The following is a 23,126-nucleotide window of genomic DNA, read 5'->3' on the forward strand; positions in this document are numbered from 1 at the left end:
CGTCAGTTGCCGATAAGTTGGCGGCCGCCAAACGCGTGCGCCAGCGTGCCGCGGTCGATGAATTCGAGTTCGCCGCCGAGCGGTACGCCGTGCGCGAGGCGCGTGGCGCGCACATTCGCGGCGCGTGCGACCTGGCTCAACAGATGCGCGGTGGCCTCGCCTTCCACGGTGGGATTGGTCGCGACGATCAGCTCGCGCACTTCGCCTTCGGCCAGGCGCGCGGCGAGCAGGTCGATGCCGAGCTCCCTGGGCCCCATGCCGTCGAGCGGCGACAGCCGGCCGAGCAGGACGAAGTAGCGTCCGCGATAGCCCGTCGCCTGCTCGACCGCGAGCTGGTCGACCGGCGTTTCGACGACGCAAAGCAGGCTCGCATCGCGTTGCGCGCTGGCGCAGGTGGCGCAGACCGTGTCCTCGCTGAACGTGCGGCAGCGCGTGCAGTTGCCGATGCGCTCGACCGCCGCTGCGAGTTTGTCCGACAGCTTCTTCGCCCCCGTGCGATCGCGTTCGAGCACGTGGAAGGCCATGCGCTGCGCAGTCTTTGCGCCGACGCCGGGCAGGCAGCGCAGCGCGTCGATCAGTTCATTGAGCAAAGGTGACGACATTGTGCTTCGCTTTTGCCGTCATTCCCGCGAAAGCGGGAATGACGGCTGATATATCAGAACGGCAACTTGAACCCGGCCGGCAGATTGAGCCCGCCGGCAACCCCGCTCATCTTCTCCTGACTCGCGGCAGCGACCTTGTTGACCGCGTCGTTGAACGCGGCGGCGATCAGGTCTTCGGTCATCTCCGGATCGTCGGCCATCGTCTTTCTGTCGATCGCGACGCGGCGCACTTCGTGGCGGCCGTTCATCGTCACGCTGACCATGCCGCCGCCGGCCTGGCCGGTCACCTCGAGCTTGGCGATCTCTTCCTGCGCGCGCTTCAGGTCGTCCTGCATGCGTTGCGCCTGCTGCATCAATTGCGCCATCGGTCCGCGCATTTCTCCACCTCGCCTCGTTGGTCGTTCCGGTCAGGCAACCGGCTTTATGGATTCGGGAATCAGGCGCGCATCGAAGTCGCGCATCAACGCCTGCACGATCGGATCGTCGTTGAGCGCGCGCTCGGCCGCCTGCTGGCGCGCGTCGCGCGCGCGACCGGCCGCCTCGGCCAGCGTCTCGGTCTGCTGCACGGCAGTGTTCTTTTCGAAACGTACCTTGACCGCGCGGCCCAGCGCCTGCCCGAGCTTGTCCTCCATCGCCGCGACCAGCGGCGGCGCACTGAAGTGCTCGTGCTCGGGCTTGAGCGCAAGGCGTACCGCGTTTTGTTCGATCGCTATCAGCATGCAGTGTTCGGCGAGCGCGCCGACCGGGCCCTTGAGTCCGGCGGTTTCGATCAGAGCGGCCCAGTCATGGGAACCCGGACTCGGGATTCGGGGTTCGGGATTCGATGCGAGCCGCTCCCTGCGAACCGGCTGTTCGGCTGCGCGCAATGCCGATACCGGTGGCGGCGGAGAAACCGGCTTTGCCGCATGTTCGGGGACAGACGCCGTTACCGTTCTGGACGCAGCATCGGTTTTTTGCGGCGGCATCGCCTTTGGATCTTGAGCGCCGGCGCTGCCTTGTCGAATTCCCGATCCTGAATCCCCGGCCGGCCTGAATGCCAGCATGCGCAACAAGGCCATTTCGAATCCGGCCCTTGTCGTCGGCGCCAGCGGCAAATCGCGGCGGCCTACGATGGCCAACTGATAGTACAACTGCGTTTCTTCGGGCGACATCGCCGCCGCAAGCGCGGCGATGTCCGCCTCGCCGTCCTCCTCGGTTCCGGCATAGTCGCGCACGAGTTGCCTGAGCTGCACGCGATGCAGCACGGCGGCGATCTCGTCGAGCACCTGGGCGAAGTCCGGCGAAAATTCGGCGAGGCGATCGACCTCGGCCACCAGCGCCACGCCGTCGCCGGCATGCACGTGGCCGACCAGCGCGTGCACCTGGCCGCGCGCGATCGTGCCGAGCATCGCACGCACCTCGTCCGCGCGCACCGCGCCCGCGCCGTAGGCGATGGCCTGGTCGAGCAGCGAGAGGCCGTCGCGCAGCGAACCGTCGGCGCTGCGCGCGAGTTCGGCCAGCGCCTCGGGCTCGAACGCGATCCGCTCGGCCTCGAGGATGCGCCGCATCTGTCCCGAAATCTGCTCGGGCAACAGGCGCTTCAGATTGAACTTGAGGCAACGCGACAGCACCGTCACCGGCAGCTTCTGCGGATCGGTCGTCGCCAACAGGAACTTCACGTGCGGCGGCGGCTCCTCGAGCGTCTTCAGCAGCGCGTTGAACGCCGACTTCGACAGCATGTGCACTTCGTCGATCAGGTAGACCTTGAATCGTCCGCGCGAAGGCGTGTACTGCGCGTTCTCGATCACTTCGCGCACGTCGTCCACGCCGGTGTTGCTGGCGGCGTCGATCTCGAGCAGATCCATGAACCGGCCGGCATCGATGTCGAGACAGGCCGCGCATTCGCCGCACGGATTCGACGACTGTCCTTTTTCGCAGTTCAGCGACTTGGCGAAGATGCGCGCGATCGTGGTCTTGCCGACGCCGCGCGTGCCGGTGAACAGGAAAGCGTGATGCATGCGCCCGGTGTCGAGCGCGTTGCCGAGCGCGCGCACGACGTGCTCTTGGCCGACCAGTTCGGAGAACTTCTTCGGCCGCCACTTGCGCGCGAGGACTTGGTAGGACACAGCTCGTTCCGTTTTTGCAAGCCGTGATTGTCGCAAGTTGCCGCAGGCAAGGCAAAGATCGGGAATTGAAACAAAGAGAAAACGAATGCCGGCATACGCCGGCATGGGTCTATCGTTGTCGAGAAGTGCGGCCAAGGATGGCCGCTTCGTGATCTTCGCGTTCACGGACGAACGCAAGAACAAAAGGGTGGCAGTCCCGCCAGCAGCATCCCGGCACCCGAATCATTCACTACCGTTGCTGCCTTCCGGCCCTGGCGGGGTTTGCAAACTATCGTCGCGAGAGAACCAGCGGGACCGCCATTGAACTGGCGGAGCGGGAGTCCGTAGAACATTTCAGAAAATTGTTTGTTTTCTTATACTTTTGGCGCTTAGGGTAAATTTCTGCTCCCACACCAACTCCCACATTTCGCAAATCGACCGGCAAACCCTGCCGGATTTTTCGTGTCCATTTGGGCGGTAATTCGCCTTCGCCGGATCGATGCAATGTGCCAATAGGCAGACTATCGCGCCAGCCTTAACCCCGAAAAATAGCAGATTCCTGTCCTTGAAGTTGGAATGTTCTGCAAATGTCCTTGCTTTTGGCGCCAAGGTGGCGCCATGATGATTTCATGACGCAACCAGCCCGCACCAGTTCAGACCGTTCATGCGCCACGCTTCGCCTCGATCAAGGTATCGGTGCGAGGATTGACCGCGCGCGCATTAGACGTCCAGGGAATATCTCGCGCAACACTTGGATAACAGAGGCAATCCTCGAAAAGTTGGAGCGCGATGAGCCGGAGGGGGAAAAGCGTGCCTAGCTTCTACGAATTTTTCGCGGGCGGCGGCATGGCGCGCGCTGGTCTCGGCGCGGATTGGCAATGCCTGTTCGCCAACGACTTCGATCATAAGAAGGGCCGCGTCTATAAGGACAACTGGGGCGACAAGGAGCTTGTCACCGGCGACGTGCGCAAGGTGAAGGTCGCAGAGCTTCCCGATTATGCCGATCTCGTATGGGGATCGTTCCCCTGCCAAGACCTGTCACTTGCTGGCGGCGGCGCGGGCCTCAAGGGCGACCGATCCGGCACGTTCTGGCCGTTCTGGTCTTTGATGAAGGGTTTGAAGGAGGATGATCGCGCGCCCAGCGTGATCGTGCTGGAAAACGTCAATGGCACCTTGACCTCACACGGCGGCAAGGACTTCATCGCCATTTGCAATGCGCTCTATCAGGCGGATTACCGTTTCGGCGCGCTGATCGTGGACGCGGCGCATTTCGTTCCGCACTCGCGCCCACGCCTGTTCGTTATCGGCATCCGGGGCGACATGGAGATTCCGGCATCGCTTGTCGCTGACGCGCCCAGCCTGCCATTCCACACCCGCGCGCTGCGCAACGCCCACGACCGCCTGCCGCCGCGCCTCAAGCGCGGCTGGATTTGGTGGAGCCTGCCGGCACCAGCGCGCCGCAACACCACCTTCGCGGACCTGATCGAAGAAGCGCCGACCAGCGTTGCGTGGCACACGCAAGCGGAAACCCGCGCCCTACTTGCCATGATGAGCGACGTTAATCGCGCCAAAGTCATCGCCGCCAAAAAGGCGGGGCGGCGCATGGTCGGTGGCATCTACAAGCGCACACGCTTGGATGAGAATGGCCGTAAGGTTCAACGCGCCGAAGTGCGCTTTGACGATATTGCCGGATGCCTGCGCACGCCTGCTGGCGGGTCAAGCCGCCAGCTTATCCTTGTCGTGGACGGCGACAAGGTTCGTTCACGGCTGATTTCCAGTCGCGAAACCGCGCGCCTCATGGGCTTGCCCGACGAATACAAGCTGCCGGAGAATTATAACGAGGCGTATCACCTGACTGGGGACGGCGTGGCCGTGCCAGTCGTCCGTTTCCTCGCAGAACATATCCTTGGCCCCGTAATCGACCACAACGACAATCCACTAAGGGCGGCTGCATGAGTTCGACTCCATCGACAAACATCCAGCGCGACCGCCTCAATCAATTCTTCGACCAGCATATCGGGCTTTCCAAAGGCTCGCTTTCGCTGGTGCTGATCCTGACCCGCAACGCGCAGGCCAAAGATTTTCCGCTCGATAAGGCCGACTTCGTGACGGGCAAGGGCGGACAGGTCGCGGGTCTTGGCGGCGGCGCTGTCAAGAAGATACTCGCCGATCACGGCATTGACCGTATTCTTTCCAGCGAGGGCGGGCGCACGAGCCGGGGCAACATGGAGAGGATGGAAGCATATGTTGATCTTCTCAACGGGCTACACGCCTCCGGTTCGCTCGACCTTGCTACCGCCGAGGCGTTCTGGGTCGAGAAGGCGTTGGAGTTTTTCGATTCCCAGCCGTTCACGCTGCGCCTCGATCCTTCGCGCTCCCTTCGGGCTTCGGTGCGTGACCTGCTCGCCCAAGCAGTTGAACGGCAGCGCGAAGTGCGCGGCACCATGTATGCGGGCGCCGTGATGCAGCACCTTGTTGGCGCCAAGCTCGACATTGTGACGGGCGGCGGCCTCACCCATCACGGAGCGTCTGTCGCAGACGCGCCCTCGAACCGCGCCGGTGACTTCCTGATTGGTGACGTGGCTATTCATGTCACGACCGCGCCGGGCGAGGCGCTTATTCACAAGTGCCAGAACAATCTTGGTTCGGGCCTGCGGCCCGTGATCGTCACCACCGAAGATGGCGTTGGCGGCGCGAAGGCGCTGGCCCGTCAGGCTGGAATTGATGACCGGCTCGACATTATCGAGATCGAGCAATTTATCGCCACCAACGTCTATGAGTGGAGCAAATTCCAGCGCGAGAACCGTTCCTCGACTGTTGGCGAAATTGTTACGCGCTACAATGCCATCGTCGCGGATTGCGAGAGCGATCCCAGCTTGAGGATTGAGTTTGACGGATGACGGTCACGCCCTGCCTGCAAAACGCCCAACTGCGCCAACTGATCGAGCGTTACGCCGAGGTGCTGAAAACCGAGGCGCATAGGCTGGGGGATCACGGGCTGGACGAGGCCGAGTTCTATAACAGCGGCCTTTTTCGTGGCGCGATTGAGCGTGTGCGCGGGCAGTTTTCCGCGACGATGCGCGAGAAGCGCGAGTTTGTCCGGCACGTCCTCAACTACATGCAGGACCAAAACTTCATCCTCGACTGGCAATCGGCCGGTGAAGCCAACCGGCATGATTACACCGTCACCATGCCGTCCGGCCGCACGTCCGTCATCGAATTGAAGGGCTGCCTTGACGGCAACAACACCAACATTTTCGACCGTCCGCCACAAGCCAACGAGTTTGTTATCTGGAGCGTCTGCACCAATCCGGGCGCTGACCCGCGACACAACGCATGGTCAGGCATCCACACCCGATTAAGCGCCGAGATCATCTCCCGTCAGCAGAGGGTCGATGGTCTGATTATCTGGGATATGGTGTGCGGCACGATTGGCCGCCCATGTCCGAAGATCGAGCAGGAAGGGCAGCCGCGCATCACGGCTATCGGCCCCTACGAGTTGCCGCCTCCATGCCTCTATGTGTTTCCTGCGACCGTGCCGACTGCGCGCAACAATCCCCATCCGCCTTCGCAGCAGCTCGCCGATGTTCATTTTCTCCAAGCCTTGCATGATTGCTTTCAGGGGCGTGAGGATGAAGTGAGCTATGTTGATTTCAAGGTTGAATATGCCGGGGTGGACACCGTGCGGACGACCCATATTCAGCGTGGCGGCGCTACTGTCATGGAATCCGGGGCGACCGCTATCAGGCGCACATGACCGGCCCAGCGCCCAGCGAACTTCGTAGCCGCACAATGCGGGCTGTCCGGTCAAAGGACACTACGCCTGAATTAAAGCTGCGCCGCCTATTGCATCGCGCCGGTTTTCGTTTCCGGCTTCACCGCAAAGACCTTCCCGGCTCGCCCGATCTTGTATTTCCTGCCCGCAAAGCTGTGATCTTCGTTCATGGCTGCTTTTGGCACGGCCATGACTGCAAACGTGGCGCACGCGCCCCAAAAGCCAATGCCGAATATTGGCGCGCGAAGATCGCCCGAAACATTGCGCGGGATGTGCGTTCGCTGGATGCGCTACAAACCGCCGGATGGCGTGTGTCCATTGTTTGGGAGTGCCAGTTGAAGGACACTGAAGCTGTCTTGGCCCGTGTTTCGCAGTTTCTGGATGGCGACTGCTGATGTGCAAGGTTCCAGATTGGAATGAGCGCCGCCCCGCTCTGCTCGCTGGCGTCCGCTGCATCTCCGGCAGCGTTCCCATTTCTACCCCAATCCAGCCCCCGCCACCTTGTCAGCAACTGGCGTGGTCATGGCCGCCTGCGCGATGGCCGTTTGAATCTGCCCGGCGCGCTCATTGATCGCGGATACCAGCCTGCCGCGATCATTGGTGAAGATGGTGGCGGACTCCTTGGCGCGGGATATGCCGACATAGAAGCTCTTTTGATCGACAAGGTTGGTCGCCCCGCTGTCAGCATGGACCATCACATGATCGGCGGTGCGACCTTGGGCGGCAAAGGCGGTATCGACATAGGCATGGGCAATATGCCGGTCGCGGGCGGAATCTAGATTCAGCGTTTCGGTCGTTCCCCGCGCGGTCTGGATGGTGGCGGTTCGGGTCTGCTGGTCCACCGCGATCACCTCGCCGCGCCCGCCGTTGATCCGGCCTGCCTCGCGGTCGTTTCGGGTGAACCGGATGGCGTCGCCGGTTTTCAGATCCATCGGCTGCGGCGCGAAGGCTTGGGCATGGCCCGCGCCCCATTGCCGCAACCGCCAATCCACCTCGCGGCCATCCTCCGATTTGAGCGCGATGGCGGATTTGGCCGGGTCGATGGCTTCAACGCGGTAGGCTTCGCCGCGCGTCACACCCTTGTCGGCATAATCACGGGTGAAGCGGACAACATCGCCCCTGTCGTAACTCATCGGGTCGCGGGCCTCGGCACGAGTCAGCCCCTTGTTGGCAAGGCTCTCCACGGTGACGGCGGGGCCGGTCAGCGCGCCCGATTGGGTGAGCGCCGCGCGAATATCGGCGGTGAGGGCATCGCGCCCTTCGCGGGACGGCTCGATAACAAGGGTGCGAGCGCGCGCTTCCTTACCCATCCCGGCATATCGCTCGGCGATAGCAGCGAACCGCTGTGCGCGGTCAGCGTTCTCGATAATCTGCCCGCCGCCCCGGTCCAACGCGGCCAGCGCCTTTCTGGCGTCCCCTTCGATAGACGCCAACACCGCGTCTTTCGTCGCCGCGTTGGTCTGCCGCACTATTTCGGCCAGCTTGGCGGTTTCCATACCCGCGCCCTGCAACTGCGCGAAGGCCGCGCCAGCCTCGACCGAACCAAGCTGTTTCACGTCGCCGACAAGGATGATGCGGGCATCATACTTGTCGGCCAGGTCGAACAACCGCGCGGTATCGCGCGCCGACAAAAGCGAAGCCTCGTCCACGATCCACGCGGCGGGGCGGGTGGGGTCGGGACGCTCCGGCGACAGCAGATGACGGGCAACGGTATCGCTGCGCGCGTCCAGCGCCTCGCCCAGCACCATCGCCGCCGATGCGGTGGGCGCGAGCGCCACTATGGACACGCCCCGCGCCTCTGCCTCGCGGGCGAAGGTTGCCAGAACGGTCGTGGTCTTGGCGGTGCCTGCATAGCCCTGAACGGCGGTGATCCGGTTGCGGCTGGTTAGAAGCTGCGCGGTCGCGCTGCGTTGATCCGCGTTCCAGCTATGACAGGCGCGCTCGGCCTGCGCCGATGCGGCGGCAACAGCCTTTGCGGCCTCAAGCGGGGATGCGATGGGGGAGAGAGCGCCGCGCCCGTCCGCCTCGATCCGCAATATGGACTCTTTCCGCGACTCGATGTCATAACCGAGTTCGCGCACCTTCACCGCCAGTTCCTGCCGGTAGATCGCGCCGATCTGCTTTTGAAGCTGGTAGAGGGCGCGCGGTTCAAGGCTGCGCCATGCGCCGTCCTCGTTCCGCGTGGCGTTCATTATGACGTTATGGGTATGAAGCTGCGGGTCTTGGGCGCGGCTGGTGCCGTGCTGGAAACTCGCGATCACCAGATTGCCGGTCGCCTCCCGACTGACGGTGCCGCCGTCACGAATGCGGGTGGCGGCCATGTGCTTTTCTACATGGGTCATCGCCACCTTCACGGCCTCGCCATGCGCCGCGATCAAGCGGCGGTCGCCCGCGACCTCGGCCATGATCGACACGGACTTGGGCGCGCTCAAGGTTACGTCCCAGCCGGGGCGATGCTCAAGCTGGCCGTCCCGAAACGTGCCAAGCTGCTCGCCCGCAACCTTGCCGTCCAGCAAATCGCGGAACTGGTCGCGGTCCACCTCGCCGGACAGGCCCAGCGCCTCCGCGCCCGTGCCCTGCCATTCGGAAGGCGACAATCCGCCTTCGGAATAATAGTCGTCGGCCTCGTAATAGCTGGCGGCCTGCGCCGAACTGGTGAGCGCGGAAACGGACGCGACCATTATACCGGCCCCTGACTGGTGGGCGGTGCGGGCGGGTTCGGCGGCGGCGACAGTTCGGGCGGGGCCAGCCCCATTTGCTCCCAAAGCGTCATGCCCGGTTTGCCCGCGATGAATCCGGGCTGGCGGGCAGACCCGCGCCTTTGGATATGATCGGCGGTCAGGCTGATCCGGGCCACCGGCAAGCCGTCCGGGAACAGCAAATAGCCCTGATATGCGGGAAGCCGTAATTCGCTTTCCAGCACGGCGGGCCGCTCCCTGCGTATCCGGCCCAAGGTGGTGCGAGGGTCGTTGTCTCCATCGGCCAGCGCGTCGGTCATGGTCTGGATCTCGACCTCCTGACTGCCGATGGCATCGCTCGCCCATTGCCGGGTTTCCGCGTCGATGGTTTGCAGGAACAGCTTGGTGTTGCAGCAGCCCAGCATCGATTCCGCAATCTGCGGACCATAGCGGTTCTGCATCTGACCCAGCGCCTGAAAGGTCAGCACTACCGCCGCGCCGAACTTGCGCCCCTCCGGCAACAGCCGCGCCAGATTATCGACGCGGGGCAAGTCGGCCAGCTCGTCCAGCACGAACCAGATGCGCCGGTCGGGTGACGGGGGAAGGCCCAGCACGGCGCTGGCCGCGCATTCCAGCCAGCAGGCCAGCAGGGGTTTCGACGCCTCGAAATAATCCTCCTTGCGCGGAACGAATATCCACGGGCGCGGACCTTCGCGCTTGTCCAGCCCATGAATGAAGTCGCGGAAGGCGAAGGGCTTGCCGCCGCTGTCCTTGACTCGGAGAAACTGGAGCAGGTCGGCAGCCTTGGCGAGCATGAACAAGACGCTGCCCGTTGCCCGGTCGGCATCCTCGGCGAAGGTGCGGGCTGATGACGTGTCTTTCAGCCGCTCCTTCAATTGCTCCTTGGTCATGTTCTGCAACATGGCCAACAGGTCGGCCAATGTGGGCTTGTCCTGCTTCCAGAGTTCACGAAGGATATTGGCGACAAGGATGCGGCTGATCTCCACCCATACATCATTGCCGTGCTGACCGTGCGCCTCGGTGATGAAATGGTGCGCGATGCGGGCGGCGTCGGCGGGATGGGCGATCTCGGCGAAGGGTGTCCAATAGGCGCACCGATCATCGAAGGGATTGAGGATCACGTCGCCGCGCGCCGGATTATAATAGTGCGCGATGAACTCGCCGCTGGTGTCATAGACCAAGGCGGCCTCGCCCCGCGCCTCGATCCCGTCCAGCAATTGCCGCAAGGCCGTGGTCTTGCCGCTGCCGGTCGTGCCGATCATCGCCATGTGCCGGGTTTCCAGACGGGACGGAATGGGTACCGTGCCGATCGCGAGCGCGCGGGCACCGGCATCCCGGCGCGTCATCTTCGCCAGCTTCTTTTCGGGTATGACCCGTGTTCCGGTGATGACGCGATCCCGCAAGGCGCGTTCGCGCCGCCGCTGCATGGCTCCATGAAACAGGAACAGGCCGGACAGCCAAGCGGCAAAACCGAATTGCGCGCCGCGTATGGCATAGGCAAAGGCGAGGTGGACCGACTGGCGATAATAGGGATGCGCGATGGTCGCGCGGGCAGACTTGCCGTCAAGGGTCTGGCCTTGGAAGCGAATGCTGATCGGAGCATCGGCGTTCCTGCCGAACGTAACGGCCAGCTTGGCCTTCGCCGTGGCATAGGCGGCTATCGCGTCCGTCCGGTCCTGATCCAGCATGATATAGGGCACGGCGACCGCGCCCAGGGCGACCGATGACGCCATGATGACGCAATGCCGCTTGAAGCGGTCCCACTGGTTGCCGCGATATTGCTTCCGCAAGGCATCGGCATGGATGCGTCGGTCATGGGGCTGGCTGCGCGCGGTCATGGGCGCTTCTCCTGTGAAAGCCGCCGCTGGCGGTCATAGGCCGCATTGATCTCGGCGGTGATGGTTTCGTCATTCGTGCGCGCGCCCAGCGCCGCGCTGCGGGCGTAGCAATAGGCGGCGCAGGCGGTGAACAAGGCCCGGTCCAGCGTCCGCTCCACGTCCACGATGCGGGTGCTGACCGACGCCAGTTCGGTCACGATCTCACGCGGCAAGGTGTCGGGCGCGGGCGGATTGGCGAGCACGGCAACGCCAGCCTTCACGGCGCGCGGGAGCAATGCGTAAACGCTGATGCCGTGCCGTTCGGCCAGCACCCGAAGGGCCTTGTCGAGCGATTCCGGCAGGCGAATGGTGTGGCGGACCAGCTTCATTGTCCACCTCCCCGGTGACAGCGATCCGCTGTCTCGAAAAATGGCAGATTTCCGCCATTTCCGGGACGCCGGAAAAAGGCGCTGTCGGATCGCCGCCTCGAAAAACGGCGGAAAAGCTGGATGCACCCGTGCGTGAGGTGTGTATCTGAATTGCTGGCTCGATGCGTAGCATCGCAGCCCCGCAACATTGCCTTCCGGCGATCCGGCTCAACCATGATCCGGCCCTTCCGCGTCGTCATCGGCAACCGGGCGGCTCCACTCCTGTCGGGCGGCCCAGTCCGCGATTTTCGCTTTCGCCTTGCGGTCGGCCTCGCGCCGGTCGAACTCCACCGGGACCGGGGAAAGGTCGTGAAGATCATGGTCGGCGATCCATTGCCGGATAGCTTGCTCGATGGCCCATTCCATATGCTCTTGCAGTTCTCTCGCCTCGAACGGATCAAGGTGCGCGGTCACGCCGGGGGAGAGGATCAACCCGCCCAGCGGAAAGGGACGGTCTTTCACCCACTGGCGCGGCCCATCGATCCGGCAAAAGCTGGTGTCGCCATGATAGAGGGCGAGCGGCGGGCGTTCGGCCCTGCGCCAGTCGGTCAGCGCGGCGCGGTAGGTCACGCCGTCCTCGTCCTCGGCCAGCATGGCGTTGATGATCGGCAAGGCGAAACAGGCGGTGCGATATTCGGCGACGAAGCGCAGATTGATCTTGCGGCCCGTCCAGCGCCAATCGGCGATCCGGTCCAGAACGCGGTGGAAAATAGACATAGCAATTCCTTTCCCGTGAAACACGGGTTGCGATGATTGGTGAGGTTCGTAGGGAAGCGCCCGCAGGCGCGGAGCGGCCCGCCAACTCAAAAGGCTGGGGCTGCGTAGCGTCTGCTCAGACGTAAGTCTGAATAGGCAGACCTTGCAGCCAGTGTTCGACCTCGCCGGATCGCCAGCGCACCCTGCCGCCGCCAATCACAACGGGCGGCGGACAACGGTTCTGGCGAACAAGGCGATAGATGCTCGACCGGCTTTTGTAGCCGGTGAGGCGCATCACATCGTCAATGGTGAGCAATAGTGTCGGCGGATCGTCGGGCGGCATCGGGTAATCTCCTGACTGGATGAGATGCCCAAGGCTGCATGTGCTTCGTCGTTGCGAGCAATCCGGCTACCGGAAAACCTGATCTTGGTATTTTATATACCTCTGATTCATATCGTATTATTCTCGATCATCCTACCTGATCGTTACCAATTGAGGCCGTTTCCGCGCTTTTCCGAACCCAGTCATAATCATGGTCGCCGGACCATGCGATCAGCTTGCGGATGGTTTCGGCAGCGAGTCGCGGCGTTCTCGCGCGCTTTGCAAAGCCGTTCACGCTGAACCTCTTTCCCGCCAGCGCATCGCTTTCGGCCTTCCTGCGCGCGCCGTCCAAAACCTGCCCGACCTCGATCTGGGCGTAGCCATCCCAAGGCCCGCGCTGTTGCACATGGGATTTCCAGTCCGCGAATCGCTCCGGCGGGATTTTCGCGATCCAGTGTGTTTCGACCTGTGGCCCGGACGGCGGCTCCTGCTCGACCTGCGGTTCTTCCGCTGGTGTTTTCTCGACATAGATGGGGCGGTCCAAAGCGCGACCCCACGGCATCCACAAGGCGGAGAAAGTTTGGTGATCGCGCAGCAGCAGAATCGGTGCGAACCGATTGGCAAATGTCTCCGGTGCGAGAACAATGTCGAAAAGCTGCCCATCGGTTGCGCGTAGCGCGCTCGCGCTGATGGGGCCGTATCCCGTGGACATCATGGCCCGCATTCGCCCCGATGCGAGATCGGCCAGCAATTGCTCGATTTCCGGGGTAAGCGGAATGTCATACGGGCGCTCCGCGAAGAAGCGCCTGCGTCGTTGGATCAATCGACCGGCATACCAACTCATCATTGCAGCCGATGCCCCGCCTACGGCCATCGATTGGGCGATCCAGATACCGGGTTGCGACGGATCATTGACGATAACGGCAAACCCCACAATAGCCGCCAGCCCGCCCAAGGCACCGATCACGGAGCGGCCTATATTGATCTTCGTAAGCCGACGATAGAGCGGCCTTGCAAGGGCTTCGATCTGCCGTTCTCCCTTGTCAGGGGCCAGCGGAACCCTGTGGCGGGCCGCAACATCACATAGTAGTTCAACCTCGATCACGAGGCCAGTTCCGCTGATCCGGGCAAGCAATATTGCTCCCATGCGTCCATGAGCGCACGGCGCTTTTCCAGCAGGTTGCCGCGCCGGTAAGCGGCTTCCACCTTGTTCTCGATGGTATGCGCCAGCACCATTTCCGCCACCGCGCCGTCGAAATCGGTTTCCTCGGCAACCCAATCGCGGAAGCTGGACCGGAACCCGTGCGGCACGGCGGCAATCTCCATATCGCGGCAAATTTTGGTCAGCGTCATGTCGGACAGCGGCTTGCCGTGGCGCACCCCCGGAAAGACAAGATCGCTGCGTGCCTCCCGGTAAGCTTTCGCCCGCTCGAACACGCTCACGGCTGCATCCGACAGCGGCACGATATGTTCGCGCCCCGCCTTCATCCGGTCCGCCGGGATCGTCCAGAGTTTCTTCTCAAGGTCGAGTTCGCTCCACGTCGCGCCGCGTATCTCGCCCGAACGGGCGGCGGTCAGCACGAGTGCTTCGAACGCGAGACGGCCAACCGATTCCCGTTCGCGCAGCTTGGCGACGAAGGCGGGAACATCAGTATAGGGCAAGGCACTGTGGTGAACGGGCTTGGCCTTCACTTTGGGCAGCGACTTGTTCATCGCCGCAATCGGCAAGGGCGCGTCTCGGTAGCCCTTGGCAATGGCCCAGTCGATCACACTGACGATACGCTGACGCACCCGCCGCGCGGTTTCTGGCTTGTCGAGCCAGATAGCCACCAGCGCATCGCGCACATGCGGCCCATCGACCTTGCTCACCGCCATGTCGCCAAAATGGGGAAAGGCGTATTTGGTGAGGGTTGTCAGCCATTGGTCGCGATGCTTGGCGTTGCCCCAGTTCTTCTTGTTCTCGGCAAAGACGCTGGCGGCAGCTTCGCGGAATGTGGGAATACCCGCCTCCTTGCGCCGCTCGGCGATGGGATCGAGGCCGACCTCGACCTGAGTGCGGACCTTGGCCGCGCGCTCCCGCGCCAAGGCGAGCGACACCTTCTTGACGCTGCCAAGGCCAATGTCGCGCCGCTTGCCGTCTTTCTGCACCCGGCAGACCCATGAACGCGCGCCCGTGCGCCCGATCAGCAGATAGAGGCCGTCGCCGTCGCCGTAGCGCCCCGGCTGCTTCGCCGCCCTAACCGCCGTTGCGGACAATCGGCCCATGATATGCTCCCACATTTATTACCACGTGATATGTGGGATACCATGCAATCGGAGCATACGCAATCGAACATCAAAACGCCGAAAACCAGCTGAAATCAGCCGTTTTTGATACGATTTGAAATGTGGTGAAAAAGGGTGTTGGCGGAGCGGGCGGGATTCGAACCCGCGAAGCGGGTATAAGCCGCTTACACACTTTCCAGGCGTGCTCCTTCAACCACTCGGACACCGCTCCGCGGGAAAGGTCGCGCAGGATACAGGACGAAGGCGCGGCAAACAAGCAAACCCTTTGTGCAACGAGCGAATTGTATACCCCTATTGCCCGACCGGCGTATCGTCCGGATGCAACCACCCCGACTCTCCATCGGCATAGTGCTCGTTCTTCCAGATCGGCACGCGCTTCTTCACTTCATCGATGACGTAGCGGCAGGCGTCGAACGCGGCGCCGCGGTGCGCTGCGCTGACGCCGACCCAGACGGCGAGATCACCGATCGCGAGCGCGCCGACGCGGTGCACGCATGCGGCGTCGACGGTCGCGAAACGCGCGCAGGCTTCGGCGACGATGCGCTCGCCTTCCGCCTGCGCGAGCGGTGCGTAGGCCTGGTAGTCGAGCCGCACGACCGCGCGGCCTTCGTTGTGGTCGCGCACCCGGCCCTCGAAGCTCACGCTTGCGCCGGCCTGCGCGCTCGCCAGTGTGCGCGCCTGCGCAACGACGTCGATGGCTTCGGCGCTGATGCAAAAGCGCATGCGCTCAGCCTCCCGATACCGGCGGAATGAAAACGACTTCGTCGCCGTCGTTCAGCGCGTGGTCCCAGGCCGCGAATTCGCCGTTGACCGCCACGCGCAGGCGGTCTTCGTTCATGCCGAACCCGTGGCGCGCGCGAAGTTCACCATACAGGCCACGCGCGTCGACCGCGAACGAGTCGATCTCCTCGCAATCCACGCCTGCACGATCGCGCAGCGAGGCGAAATAAAGCACGCGATAATTCATTTGATGATTTTACCGCCTTGCACCTTGCGCTTGCCGCCGTTTTTTTCGACGAGGCGAAGGTCGGCAATCACGATCTCGTGAGACAGCGCCTTGCACATATCGTAGACGGTCAGCGCGGCCACGCTCGCGCCGGTCAGCGCTTCCATCTCGATGCCGGTCTTGTGCGAAACCGCTACGGTGCAGCGGATTTCGAGATCAATCTCGTTGATGAATCCTGCCGCGATATCGCAGCGCTCGATCATGAGCGGATGACAGAACGGGATCAGCTCGTGCGTGCGCTTGGCCGCGAGCGTCCCGGCGATGATCGCCGTATCGATCACCGGGCCCTTCTTCGCGCGCATGCCACCCTCGCGCAGCGCGCGCGCGACTTCGCGCGGGAAGCGCACGATGGCTTGCGCGGTCGCGCTGCGCGCGGTGACGGCCTTGGCGCCGACATCGACCATGCGCGGGCGGTTGCTGGCATCGAGATGGCTCAGTCTTTGCCCATCATTCCGGCGCAAGTCGGAATCCAGTTCCTTGCCTTCCACCGAGGGTAAAAAGCTGGATTCACGCTTTCGCGGGAATGACGGTTTCGAAGTACGCGCGCGCTTCATCACCCACCCACCGCAAACATCTCGACGTGCTTCTGTTCGCCGCATGCGCGCAATTCGGCACGCTGTTCGCTGTAGCGATCGGCGCGCCGCGACCAGCGTTGCGATATCAATGAGGCCAATTCCGCGTCGCTTGCGCCGGCGCGCAACGGTCCGCGCAGGTCGTGGCCGCTGCGCGCGAACAGGCAAGTGTAGAGCTTGCCGTCGGCCGACAAGCGCGCGCGCGAACAATCGCCGCAGAACGGCTGCGAAACCGAACTGATGAAGCCGATCTCGCCCGCGCCGTCCCTGAAACGATGGCGTTCGGCGACCTCGCCACGGTAGTTCGGTTCCAGTGGTTCGAGCGGCCAACGCGCGCCGATGCGCGCGATCAGTTCGGCGCTGGGAACGACGGCGTCGCCGCGCCAGTGGTTGAGCGTGCCGACGTCCATGTACTCGATGAAGCGAACGATATGCCCGGTGCCGCGGAAGCGCTCGACGAGATCGGGCGCGTGCGCGTCGTTGACCCCGCGCACGACGACGCAGTTGATCTTGATCCTGGCGAAACCAGCGCGCTCGGCCGCAGCAAGGCCTGCCAGCACGTCGTCGACCTCGCCGCGACCGCCGGACAATGTGCGAAACGTCGCCGGATCGAGCGTATCGAGCGAGACGGTCAAGCGGCGCAACCCCGCATCGCGCAGCGCCTGCGCGAATTTCGGCAACAGCACGCCGTTGGTCGTCATCGCAAGGTCGTCGATGCCGGAAATGCACGCGAGCCGCTCGACCAGCCGCGGCAGGTCGCGGCGCAGCAACGGTTCGCCGCCGGTCAGGCGCAGCTTGCGCACGCCGAGCGCGGCGAAGGCGCGTGCCAGGCGCTCGATTTCCTCGAAGCGCAGGCGCTGGTCCTTGGCGAGGAATTCGTAGTCCTGCGCGTATTGGTCCGCGGGCATGCAATACGGACAGCGGAAGTTGCAGCGGTCGATCACCGAGATGCGCAGGTCGCGCAGCGGACGCGCGAGCGCGTCGTGCGGCGGCGAAAGCAGTTCGACTGGAATGAGTCTGGTCATCACCGCATGCGCTTCGTTCAGGCTTCGACCATGACATCGGGGCGCGGCGGCGCCAGCGCAAGCGTGTCGCCCGCACGCGCGATGCGCTGGCCGCGCGCGGCCAGCGCGGCGCCGTCGGCCTCGCTGCCGTAGTGGTAGAGCACGAGGCGCGAACGCAACTCGTCCGGATACTCGCGGTCGAGGTCGTCCACGCCGGTGTGCGAGGGATTGCCGATCAGGCCGCAATCGTGCGCCACCGTTTCGCCGTGCGCGGCGTACTGCGCGAGCATCTCGGGAATCGGCCGCGTGTCGCCGGTCCAGACGAAGCTGCCGCGCAGCGCCAGCGCGAACGAGGTCATCGGCATGTGGTGGCGGGTCGGAAAGACGTCGAACCACAACCCCTCGTGCCAGAAGCCGCGCGAGCACGGCACGAGCTGATAGCCGTCCCAGAAATTCGCGCCGCCCTCGGCGACGACGTCCGGATAGTCGGCGACGCGGCTCTGCAGATGCGTAATCAGCGCCGCATGCGCATACAGCCGCACCTTGCCGCGCAGGGCAGGATCGAAATAGGCCCGGTAGAACAGGCGCTCGAGCCCGCCGACGTGGTCCATGTGCGTATGCGTGACGTATACCGCGCGAGGCAGCGAGGCGTAGACCGCCTCGAACGTGGTCAGCGTTTCCGGGCCGCAATCGATCAGCAGCAGCGGTGCGCCGTCGCGTTCGAGCACGGCGCCCGACGAGCCCAGTTCCACCGCCTGCGCCGCGCCGACGCCCAGGAATCGCAACGTCAGGTTCATCGGCCGGTTTCCCCCACGGGCGCGTGCAAGCGGTTTTCGTAAGCGTCCATCAACGGTCGCCAGACGTCGCGCTCGAACGCTCCCTCGCCGTCGCGCGCGGCGCCGATCTTGACCAGCGACCGCTTGAGGCGCAAGAGGTTGGCGCGCTGCCACGCCCTCCGTGGGGCGCGCAATTCGCCGCGGTCGAAATCGATCAGCCAGACCTTGTGCGCATCGACCAGCACGTTGTGCGCGTTCAGATCCGCGTGGTACACGCCGGCCGCATGCAGCCGCGCGATCGCCTCGCCGGCCCGCGCCAGCGTCGCAGCGTCGATGCCTCCATGCTGCATGCGCCAGGTCAGCGTGGCCGCATCGGGAATGAACTGCGTGATCAGGTCGGCGCGGTAGTGGGCGCCGCTGCGCCGGTAGCGCGCGGCGACCGGCCGCGACACATCGAAGCCGCGTTCCCCCAGATCGTGCAGCAGGCGAAACTCGGCGAAGCTGCGCGTATTCCCGGCACCGCTCCACAAGTACCGGTCGCCGAGCACGCGCGCGGCGAAACCACCGCGCCGGTAGTGGCGCAACGCCCAGTCGCCGCAGGGGGTGTGCGCGAACACGATGCCGCCGCGCCCGCCCGGCGCCTCGGTGGCGCGGCCCTGCAAGCGCCAGAAATCGGCCTCGAACCAGCGCGGGTCGAAGCGCTCGCCTTGCGCGAGCGCGCCCGCGTCGAACAGAATCGCGCCGTCGGCGGTTTCCTGCCGGCGTATCGCGTTGGTGCCCGCCCCCGTCATGATTGCCCGACTCGTGTCCCGTTGCAACCTCGTTGCTGAAGTCTAGCAAGCCTGATGCCCGATATCCTTTCTTCCGTGCCGCGCCTGCCGCATTCGCTCTGCCTGCTGCGCACCTCGGCGCTCGGCGACGTGACCCACGTCGTGCCGATGATTCGCACCTTGCAGGCCAAGGCGCCGCAGACGACGCTGACCTGGATCGTCGGCAAGCTCGAACACAAGCTGGTCGGCGACCTGCCCGGCGTCGAGTTCCTCGTCTTCGACAAGGGCGCCGCCTGGCGTGGCCTGCGCGACCTGCGCGCCCGGCTTGCCGCGCGGCGCTTCGATGCCCTGCTGCACATGCAGGTCGCGCTGCGCGCCAATCTGATCAGTGCCTGCGTGCGCGCGCCGCTGCGCATCGGCTACGACCCCGCGCGCTCGAAAGACCTGCACGGTCTGTTCGTCAATCGTCGCATCGCCGCGCGCAGCGGCGAACACGTGCTCGACGCGATGGCGAGTTTCCTCGAACCGCTGGGACTGAAACAGACCGAAACGTGCTGGGACATCCCGATTCCCGATACGGCCACGGAATTCGCCGAAACGCACCTGCCGGGCGACGCAAAGACGTTGCTCGTCAGCCCGTGTTCCAGTCATGTCGTGCGCAACTGGCTGCCGGAGCGCTACGCAGCTGTGATGGACCACGCGGCTGCGCAAGGCTGGCGCGTCGCGCTTTGTGGCGGCCCTGGCAAATTCGAGCGCGAGTTCGGCGACGCCATCGTCGCCCGATGCCGCAGCAAGCCGCTCGACCTGATCGGCCGCGACACGCTCAAGCAATTCCTCGCGCTGTGCCGGCGCGCGCGACTCGTGCTGACGCCCGACTCGGGACCGATGCACATGGCCAACGCGACTGGCACCAAGGTGCTCGGGCTGCACGCGGCCAGCAATCCCCACCGTTCCGGCCCCTACTCCGATCGCCGTTGGTGCGTGGACCGCTACGATGCCGCCGCGCGCAAGTACAAGGGCAAACCCGCCGCCGAACTGCCGTGGGGCACGAAGATCGAGTATCCGGGTGTGATGGAGTTGATCGAAACCGAAGCAGTGATCGAACGCTTCGACCGCTTCTCGTGCGCTCATCCCTGATCGCGAAGATCACGAAGCGGCCATCCTTGGCCGCACTCTTCAATTTTGGGCTTTGTAGTCCTGATAGGATTTTTCTTCGATCAGCTTCGAACCGAGCTTGAGGTTGATCGCCTTCTTCACCGCGGCGCGCTCGTCGTTGCGGAAGTAGACCGCGCGCGCCAGCTCGACGAACTCGGAGTCGAAGGCCTGCGCCTTCTCCTTGAGGCGGATGTCGTCTTCGATCTTCCACAACGCCTCGTTGACGGCCTTCAATTGCGCGCGTTCGGCGGAGATGTCGGTGGCGGACGCCGGATGCGCAGCCCAGGTCGCGTTGAGCAAGTCCAGTTCGGTGCGCACGTTGGCGAGCTTGGCGGCGTCGCGGATGTGCACGGCCTTGATTTCGAGAATCGTGATCTTGTCGATCAGTTCGCCGTAGGAAATCGGGGTGAGAAGTTCGGACATGGGAAGGAGGATGTTGGCGAAAAGCGGATTCTAACCGACGATCATTCTTTGCCAGATCGCCCGAAGGGTTCGTCCACTAACCTCGCACCATCAGAAAAGCACAACGGCCCGCGAAGGGCCGTTGTGCTTTTCTGGCGGAGAGGGTGGGATTCGAACCCACGGTGCGCTATGAACGCACGCCTGATTTCGAGTCAGGTACAATCGACCACTCTGCCACCTCTCCGAAAAAGGTTTCGACGATCGAAGGGCGCGCATGATAAGGGCCGCGGCGCAAAGTTACAACCGCGCAACGAGTGCGCTCAGTCCCTTCGCCCGGCCAACTCGCCCATGAATTGCCGGTAGTAACGCAGTTCGGCGATCGAATCGCGGATGTCCGACAACGCCGTGTGCCGCGATTCCTTCGCGAACCCGAGCGCCAGTTCCGGCGCCCAGCGGCGGGCCAATTCCTTGACCGTCGACACGTCGAGGTTGCGGTAGTGGAAAAACCGTTCGAGCCGCGGCATCAGCCGATGCAGGAAACGGCGATCCTGGCAGATCGAATTGCCGCACATCGGCGACTTGCCCGCCGGCACCCAGCGCGTGAGGAAATCCATCGTCAGCGCTTCGGCGCGCGCCATGTCGATCTGCGAATCGAGCACGCGCTGCCAGAGGCCCGACTTGGCATGCTGGCTGCGATTCCAGTCGTCCATCGCCTGCAATCGGGAAAGCGGATGCACGACCGCAATTTCCGGTCCTTCAGCAAGGATATTCAATGAGTTATCGGTGATTATTGTGGCGATTTCGAGAATGGAATCCCGCTCCGTATCGAGGCCGGTCATCTCCAGATCGATCCAGATCAGGTTGTCGTCGTCAACCGCTTCCGTCGTCATTGCGCGCCGCAAGTTTCCACGAAACTGGCGGAGAGGGTGGGATTCGAACCCACGGTGGACTTGCATCCACGGCAGTTTTCAAGACTGCTGCCTTAAACCGCTCGGCCACCTCTCCGATCCATGCGGATTATACGGGATCAAATCCCCGGCACGTTGGCCTCCATCGCGCACGGCATCTTCTCCGCCAGCCAGTCGATGAACGCACGCACGGCCGGCAACAGTCCGCGGCGCGACGGGAAGACGCAATGCACGATGCCCTCCGGCGGGCTCCATTCGGGCATCACGACTTCGAGTTCGCCGGCGGCGACGGCGCGCGTGCAGACGCTTTCCGGCAGCAGCGCCACGCCAAGCCCGCGCGCGGCCGCGGCGAGCACGAGCGGGAAGTCGCCGCACATCACGCGCGGGGAATGATCCAGCCGATAGCTCGCGCCATCGCCTTTGGAAAACTCCCACGACTGGTTCTCCAGCTCGGAAATGCTGATCGTGTCGTAGTCGGCCAGGTCCTGCGGATGCTGCGGCCTGCCCATCTCGCGCAGATAGCTCGGGCTCGCGACGAGGAACGAGGAACTGCGCCCGAACGTGCGCAGCACGAGATCGGCGTCGGTGTCGAGCTTGAAGCGCACGCGGATCGCGATGTCGACGCCCTCGTTGATCAGGTCGATGCGCCGGTTGGTCGACATCAGCAGGATGCGCACCTGCGGATACTTCTCGCAGAACTCGGGCAGGATCCCGGTCATCACGTTCTGCGTGATCGACACCGGGCAGCTGATGCGCACGAGTCCGCGCGGCTCGGTCGTAAGCTGCGCGACGGCGTCCTCGGCCGCCTGCGCCTCGGCGATCACGGTCTGGCAGTGATGGTAGAAACGCTGACCGGCTTCGGTCACGGCGAAGCGCCGCGTCGAGCGCTGCAGCAGGCGCACGCCGAGCCGGTCCTCGAGCTGCGCGATGCGCCGGCTCAGCCGCGACTTGGGGATGTCAAGCGCGCGCCCGGCCGCGGCGAAGCCGCCTTTCTCGACCACGATCGAGAAATAGTAGAGGTCGTTGAGGTCCTGCATATCCCACCCCTATCGTTCTGAAAACGGAACGCTGTGGCCATTTTTAGCCAGCTTATCATCTTCTGTGTGTGGTATTACATTTTCTCCGTCGCATCGCCCATCCGCGCCATCCCGACCGGACCGATGCCCTGCAAAGAAATCCGGAGAAAGCCATGAACAATCCGCTGATCCAGTCGATCAAGAGACGCCGCACCCAGTATGCGCTCGGCCCCGCCCTGCCGATTTCCGAACAGGAAACGACGGCGTTGATCGAAGCTTCGATCCGTCTCGCGCCTTCCTCGTTCAACTCGCAGAGTTCGCGCGCCGTGATCCTGTACGGCGACCAGAGCCTCGAATTCTGGGGGATCGTCGAATCGGCCCTGCGCAAGATCGTCCCGGCGGAGGCGTTCGCCGCGACCCAGGCCAAGATCGACGGCTTCGCCGCCGGTGCCGGCACCGTGCTGTTCTACGAAGACCAGGACGTGGTCGAGGGCCTGGAGGAGAAGTTCGCGCTCTACGCCGACAACTTCCCCGTCTGGTCGGAGCAGGCCAGCGGCATGGCCCAGTTCGCCGTGTGGACGGCGCTCGCCAACGCCAACGTCGGCGCGAGCCTGCAGCACTACAACCCGCTGGTCGACGCGGAAGTCGCCGCGCGCTGGAATATCCCGGCTTCGTGGAAGCTGCGCGCGCAGATGCCGTTCGGCTCGAACGAAAAGCCGTTCGGCGAAAAGGCGTTCATGGACGATGCGCAGCGCTTCCGGGTGTTCGGCACGGCCAGCGCAGACACACGCGTTGCGGCGTAGGGGCG

General features: G+C 63.9%; 25 protein-coding genes, 3 tRNA genes and 1 other RNA gene. 6 read left to right on the forward strand and 23 right to left on the reverse strand.

Annotation, left to right across the window (positions count from 1 at the left end; translation table 11 throughout):
* Positions 1-2 precede the first annotated feature (2 nt).
* The 4 genes from recR to ffs form a co-directional block, all read right to left on the reverse strand.
* On the reverse strand, positions 3-602 hold the full coding sequence (gene recR, locus QM741_RS15395; protein WP_415208531.1) for a recombination mediator RecR: 600 nt from the start codon (positions 600-602) through the stop codon (positions 3-5).
* Between the two features lie 53 nt (positions 603-655).
* Complete coding sequence (locus QM741_RS15400) at positions 656-979, reverse strand: YbaB/EbfC family nucleoid-associated protein (protein WP_415208532.1); 324 nt, start codon at positions 977-979, stop codon at positions 656-658.
* Positions 980-1,009: 30 nt separating this feature from the next.
* Positions 1,010-2,707, reverse strand: a complete 1,698-nt coding sequence (dnaX, locus tag QM741_RS15405; RefSeq protein ID WP_415208533.1) for a DNA polymerase III subunit gamma/tau — start codon at positions 2,705-2,707, stop codon at positions 1,010-1,012.
* 194 nt (positions 2,708-2,901) lie between these two features.
* An RNA gene (gene ffs / locus QM741_RS15410) (signal recognition particle sRNA small type) lies at positions 2,902-2,998 on the reverse strand.
* 498 nt (positions 2,999-3,496) lie between these two features.
* Here ffs and QM741_RS15415 point away from each other — a divergent pair.
* From QM741_RS15415 to QM741_RS15430, 4 genes are read left to right on the forward strand one after another with little or no spacing between them, the layout of a single operon-like run.
* Positions 3,497-4,642 (forward strand): DNA cytosine methyltransferase, encoded by a 1,146-nt coding sequence (locus QM741_RS15415; RefSeq protein WP_415208534.1) that lies wholly within the window; start codon positions 3,497-3,499, stop codon positions 4,640-4,642.
* The gene (locus QM741_RS15420; RefSeq protein ID WP_415208535.1) at positions 4,639-5,586 is read left to right on the forward strand and encodes a DUF4928 family protein; all 948 of its coding nucleotides are present in this window, start codon (positions 4,639-4,641) and stop codon (positions 5,584-5,586) included. The genes QM741_RS15415 and QM741_RS15420 overlap by 4 nt, the downstream gene beginning before the upstream one ends.
* Complete coding sequence (locus tag QM741_RS15425) at positions 5,583-6,443, forward strand: hypothetical protein (RefSeq protein WP_415208536.1); 861 nt, start codon at positions 5,583-5,585, stop codon at positions 6,441-6,443. Before QM741_RS15420 ends, QM741_RS15425 begins: the two co-directional genes overlap by 4 nt.
* The gene (locus QM741_RS15430; RefSeq protein WP_415208537.1) at positions 6,440-6,856 is read left to right on the forward strand and encodes a very short patch repair endonuclease; all 417 of its coding nucleotides are present in this window, start codon (positions 6,440-6,442) and stop codon (positions 6,854-6,856) included. The genes QM741_RS15425 and QM741_RS15430 overlap by 4 nt, the downstream gene beginning before the upstream one ends.
* Positions 6,857-6,937: 81 nt before the next feature.
* Here QM741_RS15430 and mobF read toward each other — a convergent pair whose 3' ends face one another.
* The 14 genes from mobF to QM741_RS15500 form a co-directional block, all read right to left on the reverse strand.
* Positions 6,938-9,142 carry a MobF family relaxase gene (gene mobF, locus QM741_RS15435; protein ID WP_415208538.1) on the reverse strand — a complete coding sequence of 735 codons (2,205 nt, stop codon included), beginning with the start codon at positions 9,140-9,142 and terminating at the stop codon, positions 6,938-6,940.
* Positions 9,142-10,998 (reverse strand): type IV secretion system DNA-binding domain-containing protein, encoded by a 1,857-nt coding sequence (locus QM741_RS15440; RefSeq protein WP_415208539.1) that lies wholly within the window; start codon positions 10,996-10,998, stop codon positions 9,142-9,144. The genes mobF and QM741_RS15440 overlap by 1 nt, the downstream gene beginning before the upstream one ends.
* Complete coding sequence (locus QM741_RS15445) at positions 10,995-11,366, reverse strand: hypothetical protein (RefSeq protein ID WP_415208540.1); 372 nt, start codon at positions 11,364-11,366, stop codon at positions 10,995-10,997. The genes QM741_RS15440 and QM741_RS15445 overlap by 4 nt, the downstream gene beginning before the upstream one ends.
* Before the next feature lie 207 nt (positions 11,367-11,573).
* Entirely contained in the window at positions 11,574-12,122 is a 549-nt protein-coding gene (locus QM741_RS15450; protein ID WP_415208541.1) for a hypothetical protein, read from the reverse strand.
* 115 nt (positions 12,123-12,237) lie between these two features.
* Positions 12,238-12,444 carry a helix-turn-helix transcriptional regulator gene (locus tag QM741_RS15455; RefSeq protein ID WP_415208542.1) on the reverse strand — a complete coding sequence of 69 codons (207 nt, stop codon included), beginning with the start codon at positions 12,442-12,444 and terminating at the stop codon, positions 12,238-12,240.
* A 127-nt stretch (positions 12,445-12,571) separates the two neighbouring features.
* Complete coding sequence (locus tag QM741_RS15460; RefSeq protein ID WP_415208543.1) at positions 12,572-13,528, reverse strand: hypothetical protein; 957 nt, start codon at positions 13,526-13,528, stop codon at positions 12,572-12,574.
* Entirely contained in the window at positions 13,525-14,688 is a 1,164-nt protein-coding gene (locus QM741_RS15465) for a tyrosine-type recombinase/integrase (protein ID WP_415208544.1), read from the reverse strand. The genes QM741_RS15460 and QM741_RS15465 overlap by 4 nt, the downstream gene beginning before the upstream one ends.
* A 139-nt stretch (positions 14,689-14,827) precedes the next feature.
* Positions 14,828-14,920: transfer RNA gene (locus QM741_RS15470), tRNA-Ser, on the reverse strand.
* An 80-nt stretch (positions 14,921-15,000) separates the two neighbouring features.
* Positions 15,001-15,432: a molybdenum cofactor biosynthesis protein MoaE gene (locus QM741_RS15475; protein WP_415208545.1), complete on the reverse strand. Its 432-nt coding sequence runs from the start codon at positions 15,430-15,432 to the stop codon at positions 15,001-15,003.
* 4 nt (positions 15,433-15,436) lie between these two features.
* Complete coding sequence (locus QM741_RS15480; protein WP_415208546.1) at positions 15,437-15,676, reverse strand: MoaD/ThiS family protein; 240 nt, start codon at positions 15,674-15,676, stop codon at positions 15,437-15,439.
* Positions 15,673-16,176: a cyclic pyranopterin monophosphate synthase MoaC gene (moaC, locus tag QM741_RS15485; RefSeq protein ID WP_415208547.1), complete on the reverse strand. Its 504-nt coding sequence runs from the start codon at positions 16,174-16,176 to the stop codon at positions 15,673-15,675. The genes QM741_RS15480 and moaC overlap by 4 nt, the downstream gene beginning before the upstream one ends.
* 92 nt (positions 16,177-16,268) lie before the next feature.
* Positions 16,269-17,312, reverse strand: a complete 1,044-nt coding sequence (gene moaA / locus QM741_RS15490) for a GTP 3',8-cyclase MoaA (RefSeq protein WP_415208548.1) — start codon at positions 17,310-17,312, stop codon at positions 16,269-16,271.
* Between the two features lie 17 nt (positions 17,313-17,329).
* Complete coding sequence (locus QM741_RS15495; protein WP_415208549.1) at positions 17,330-18,088, reverse strand: MBL fold metallo-hydrolase; 759 nt, start codon at positions 18,086-18,088, stop codon at positions 17,330-17,332.
* The gene (locus tag QM741_RS15500) at positions 18,085-18,858 is read right to left on the reverse strand and encodes a 3-deoxy-D-manno-octulosonic acid kinase (RefSeq protein WP_415208550.1); all 774 of its coding nucleotides are present in this window, start codon (positions 18,856-18,858) and stop codon (positions 18,085-18,087) included. The genes QM741_RS15495 and QM741_RS15500 overlap by 4 nt, the downstream gene beginning before the upstream one ends.
* Before the next feature lie 54 nt (positions 18,859-18,912).
* Here QM741_RS15500 and QM741_RS15505 point away from each other — a divergent pair, with 54 nt between their 5' ends.
* Positions 18,913-19,974: a glycosyltransferase family 9 protein gene (locus tag QM741_RS15505; protein WP_415208551.1), complete on the forward strand. Its 1,062-nt coding sequence runs from the start codon at positions 18,913-18,915 to the stop codon at positions 19,972-19,974.
* Between the two features lie 39 nt (positions 19,975-20,013).
* Here QM741_RS15505 and QM741_RS15510 read toward each other — a convergent pair whose 3' ends face one another.
* The 5 genes from QM741_RS15510 to QM741_RS15530 all read right to left on the reverse strand — a co-directional run bounded on the left by QM741_RS15510 (position 20,014) and on the right by QM741_RS15530 (position 22,339).
* On the reverse strand, positions 20,014-20,415 hold the full coding sequence (locus QM741_RS15510) for a DUF6165 family protein (protein ID WP_415208552.1): 402 nt from the start codon (positions 20,413-20,415) through the stop codon (positions 20,014-20,016).
* A 132-nt stretch (positions 20,416-20,547) separates the two neighbouring features.
* Positions 20,548-20,638: transfer RNA gene (locus QM741_RS15515), tRNA-Ser, on the reverse strand.
* Between the two features lie 76 nt (positions 20,639-20,714).
* Positions 20,715-21,284 (reverse strand): oligoribonuclease, encoded by a 570-nt coding sequence (gene orn, locus QM741_RS15520; protein WP_415208553.1) that lies wholly within the window; start codon positions 21,282-21,284, stop codon positions 20,715-20,717.
* A gap of 25 nt (positions 21,285-21,309) precedes the next feature.
* Positions 21,310-21,399: transfer RNA gene (locus QM741_RS15525), tRNA-Ser, on the reverse strand.
* A gap of 22 nt (positions 21,400-21,421) precedes the next feature.
* On the reverse strand, positions 21,422-22,339 hold the full coding sequence (locus QM741_RS15530) for a LysR substrate-binding domain-containing protein (RefSeq protein ID WP_415208554.1): 918 nt from the start codon (positions 22,337-22,339) through the stop codon (positions 21,422-21,424).
* Positions 22,340-22,491: 152 nt separating this feature from the next.
* Between QM741_RS15530 and QM741_RS15535 the strand changes: the two genes are divergently transcribed.
* A complete protein-coding gene (locus QM741_RS15535) occupies positions 22,492-23,121 on the forward strand; it encodes a nitroreductase family protein (protein WP_415208555.1) in 630 nt (209 codons plus the stop codon).
* Positions 23,122-23,126: the final 5 nt, after the last annotated feature.

Source organism: Rudaea sp., from assembly GCF_047601565.1.
Taxonomy (GTDB): domain Bacteria; phylum Pseudomonadota; class Gammaproteobacteria; order Xanthomonadales; family Rhodanobacteraceae; genus Rudaea.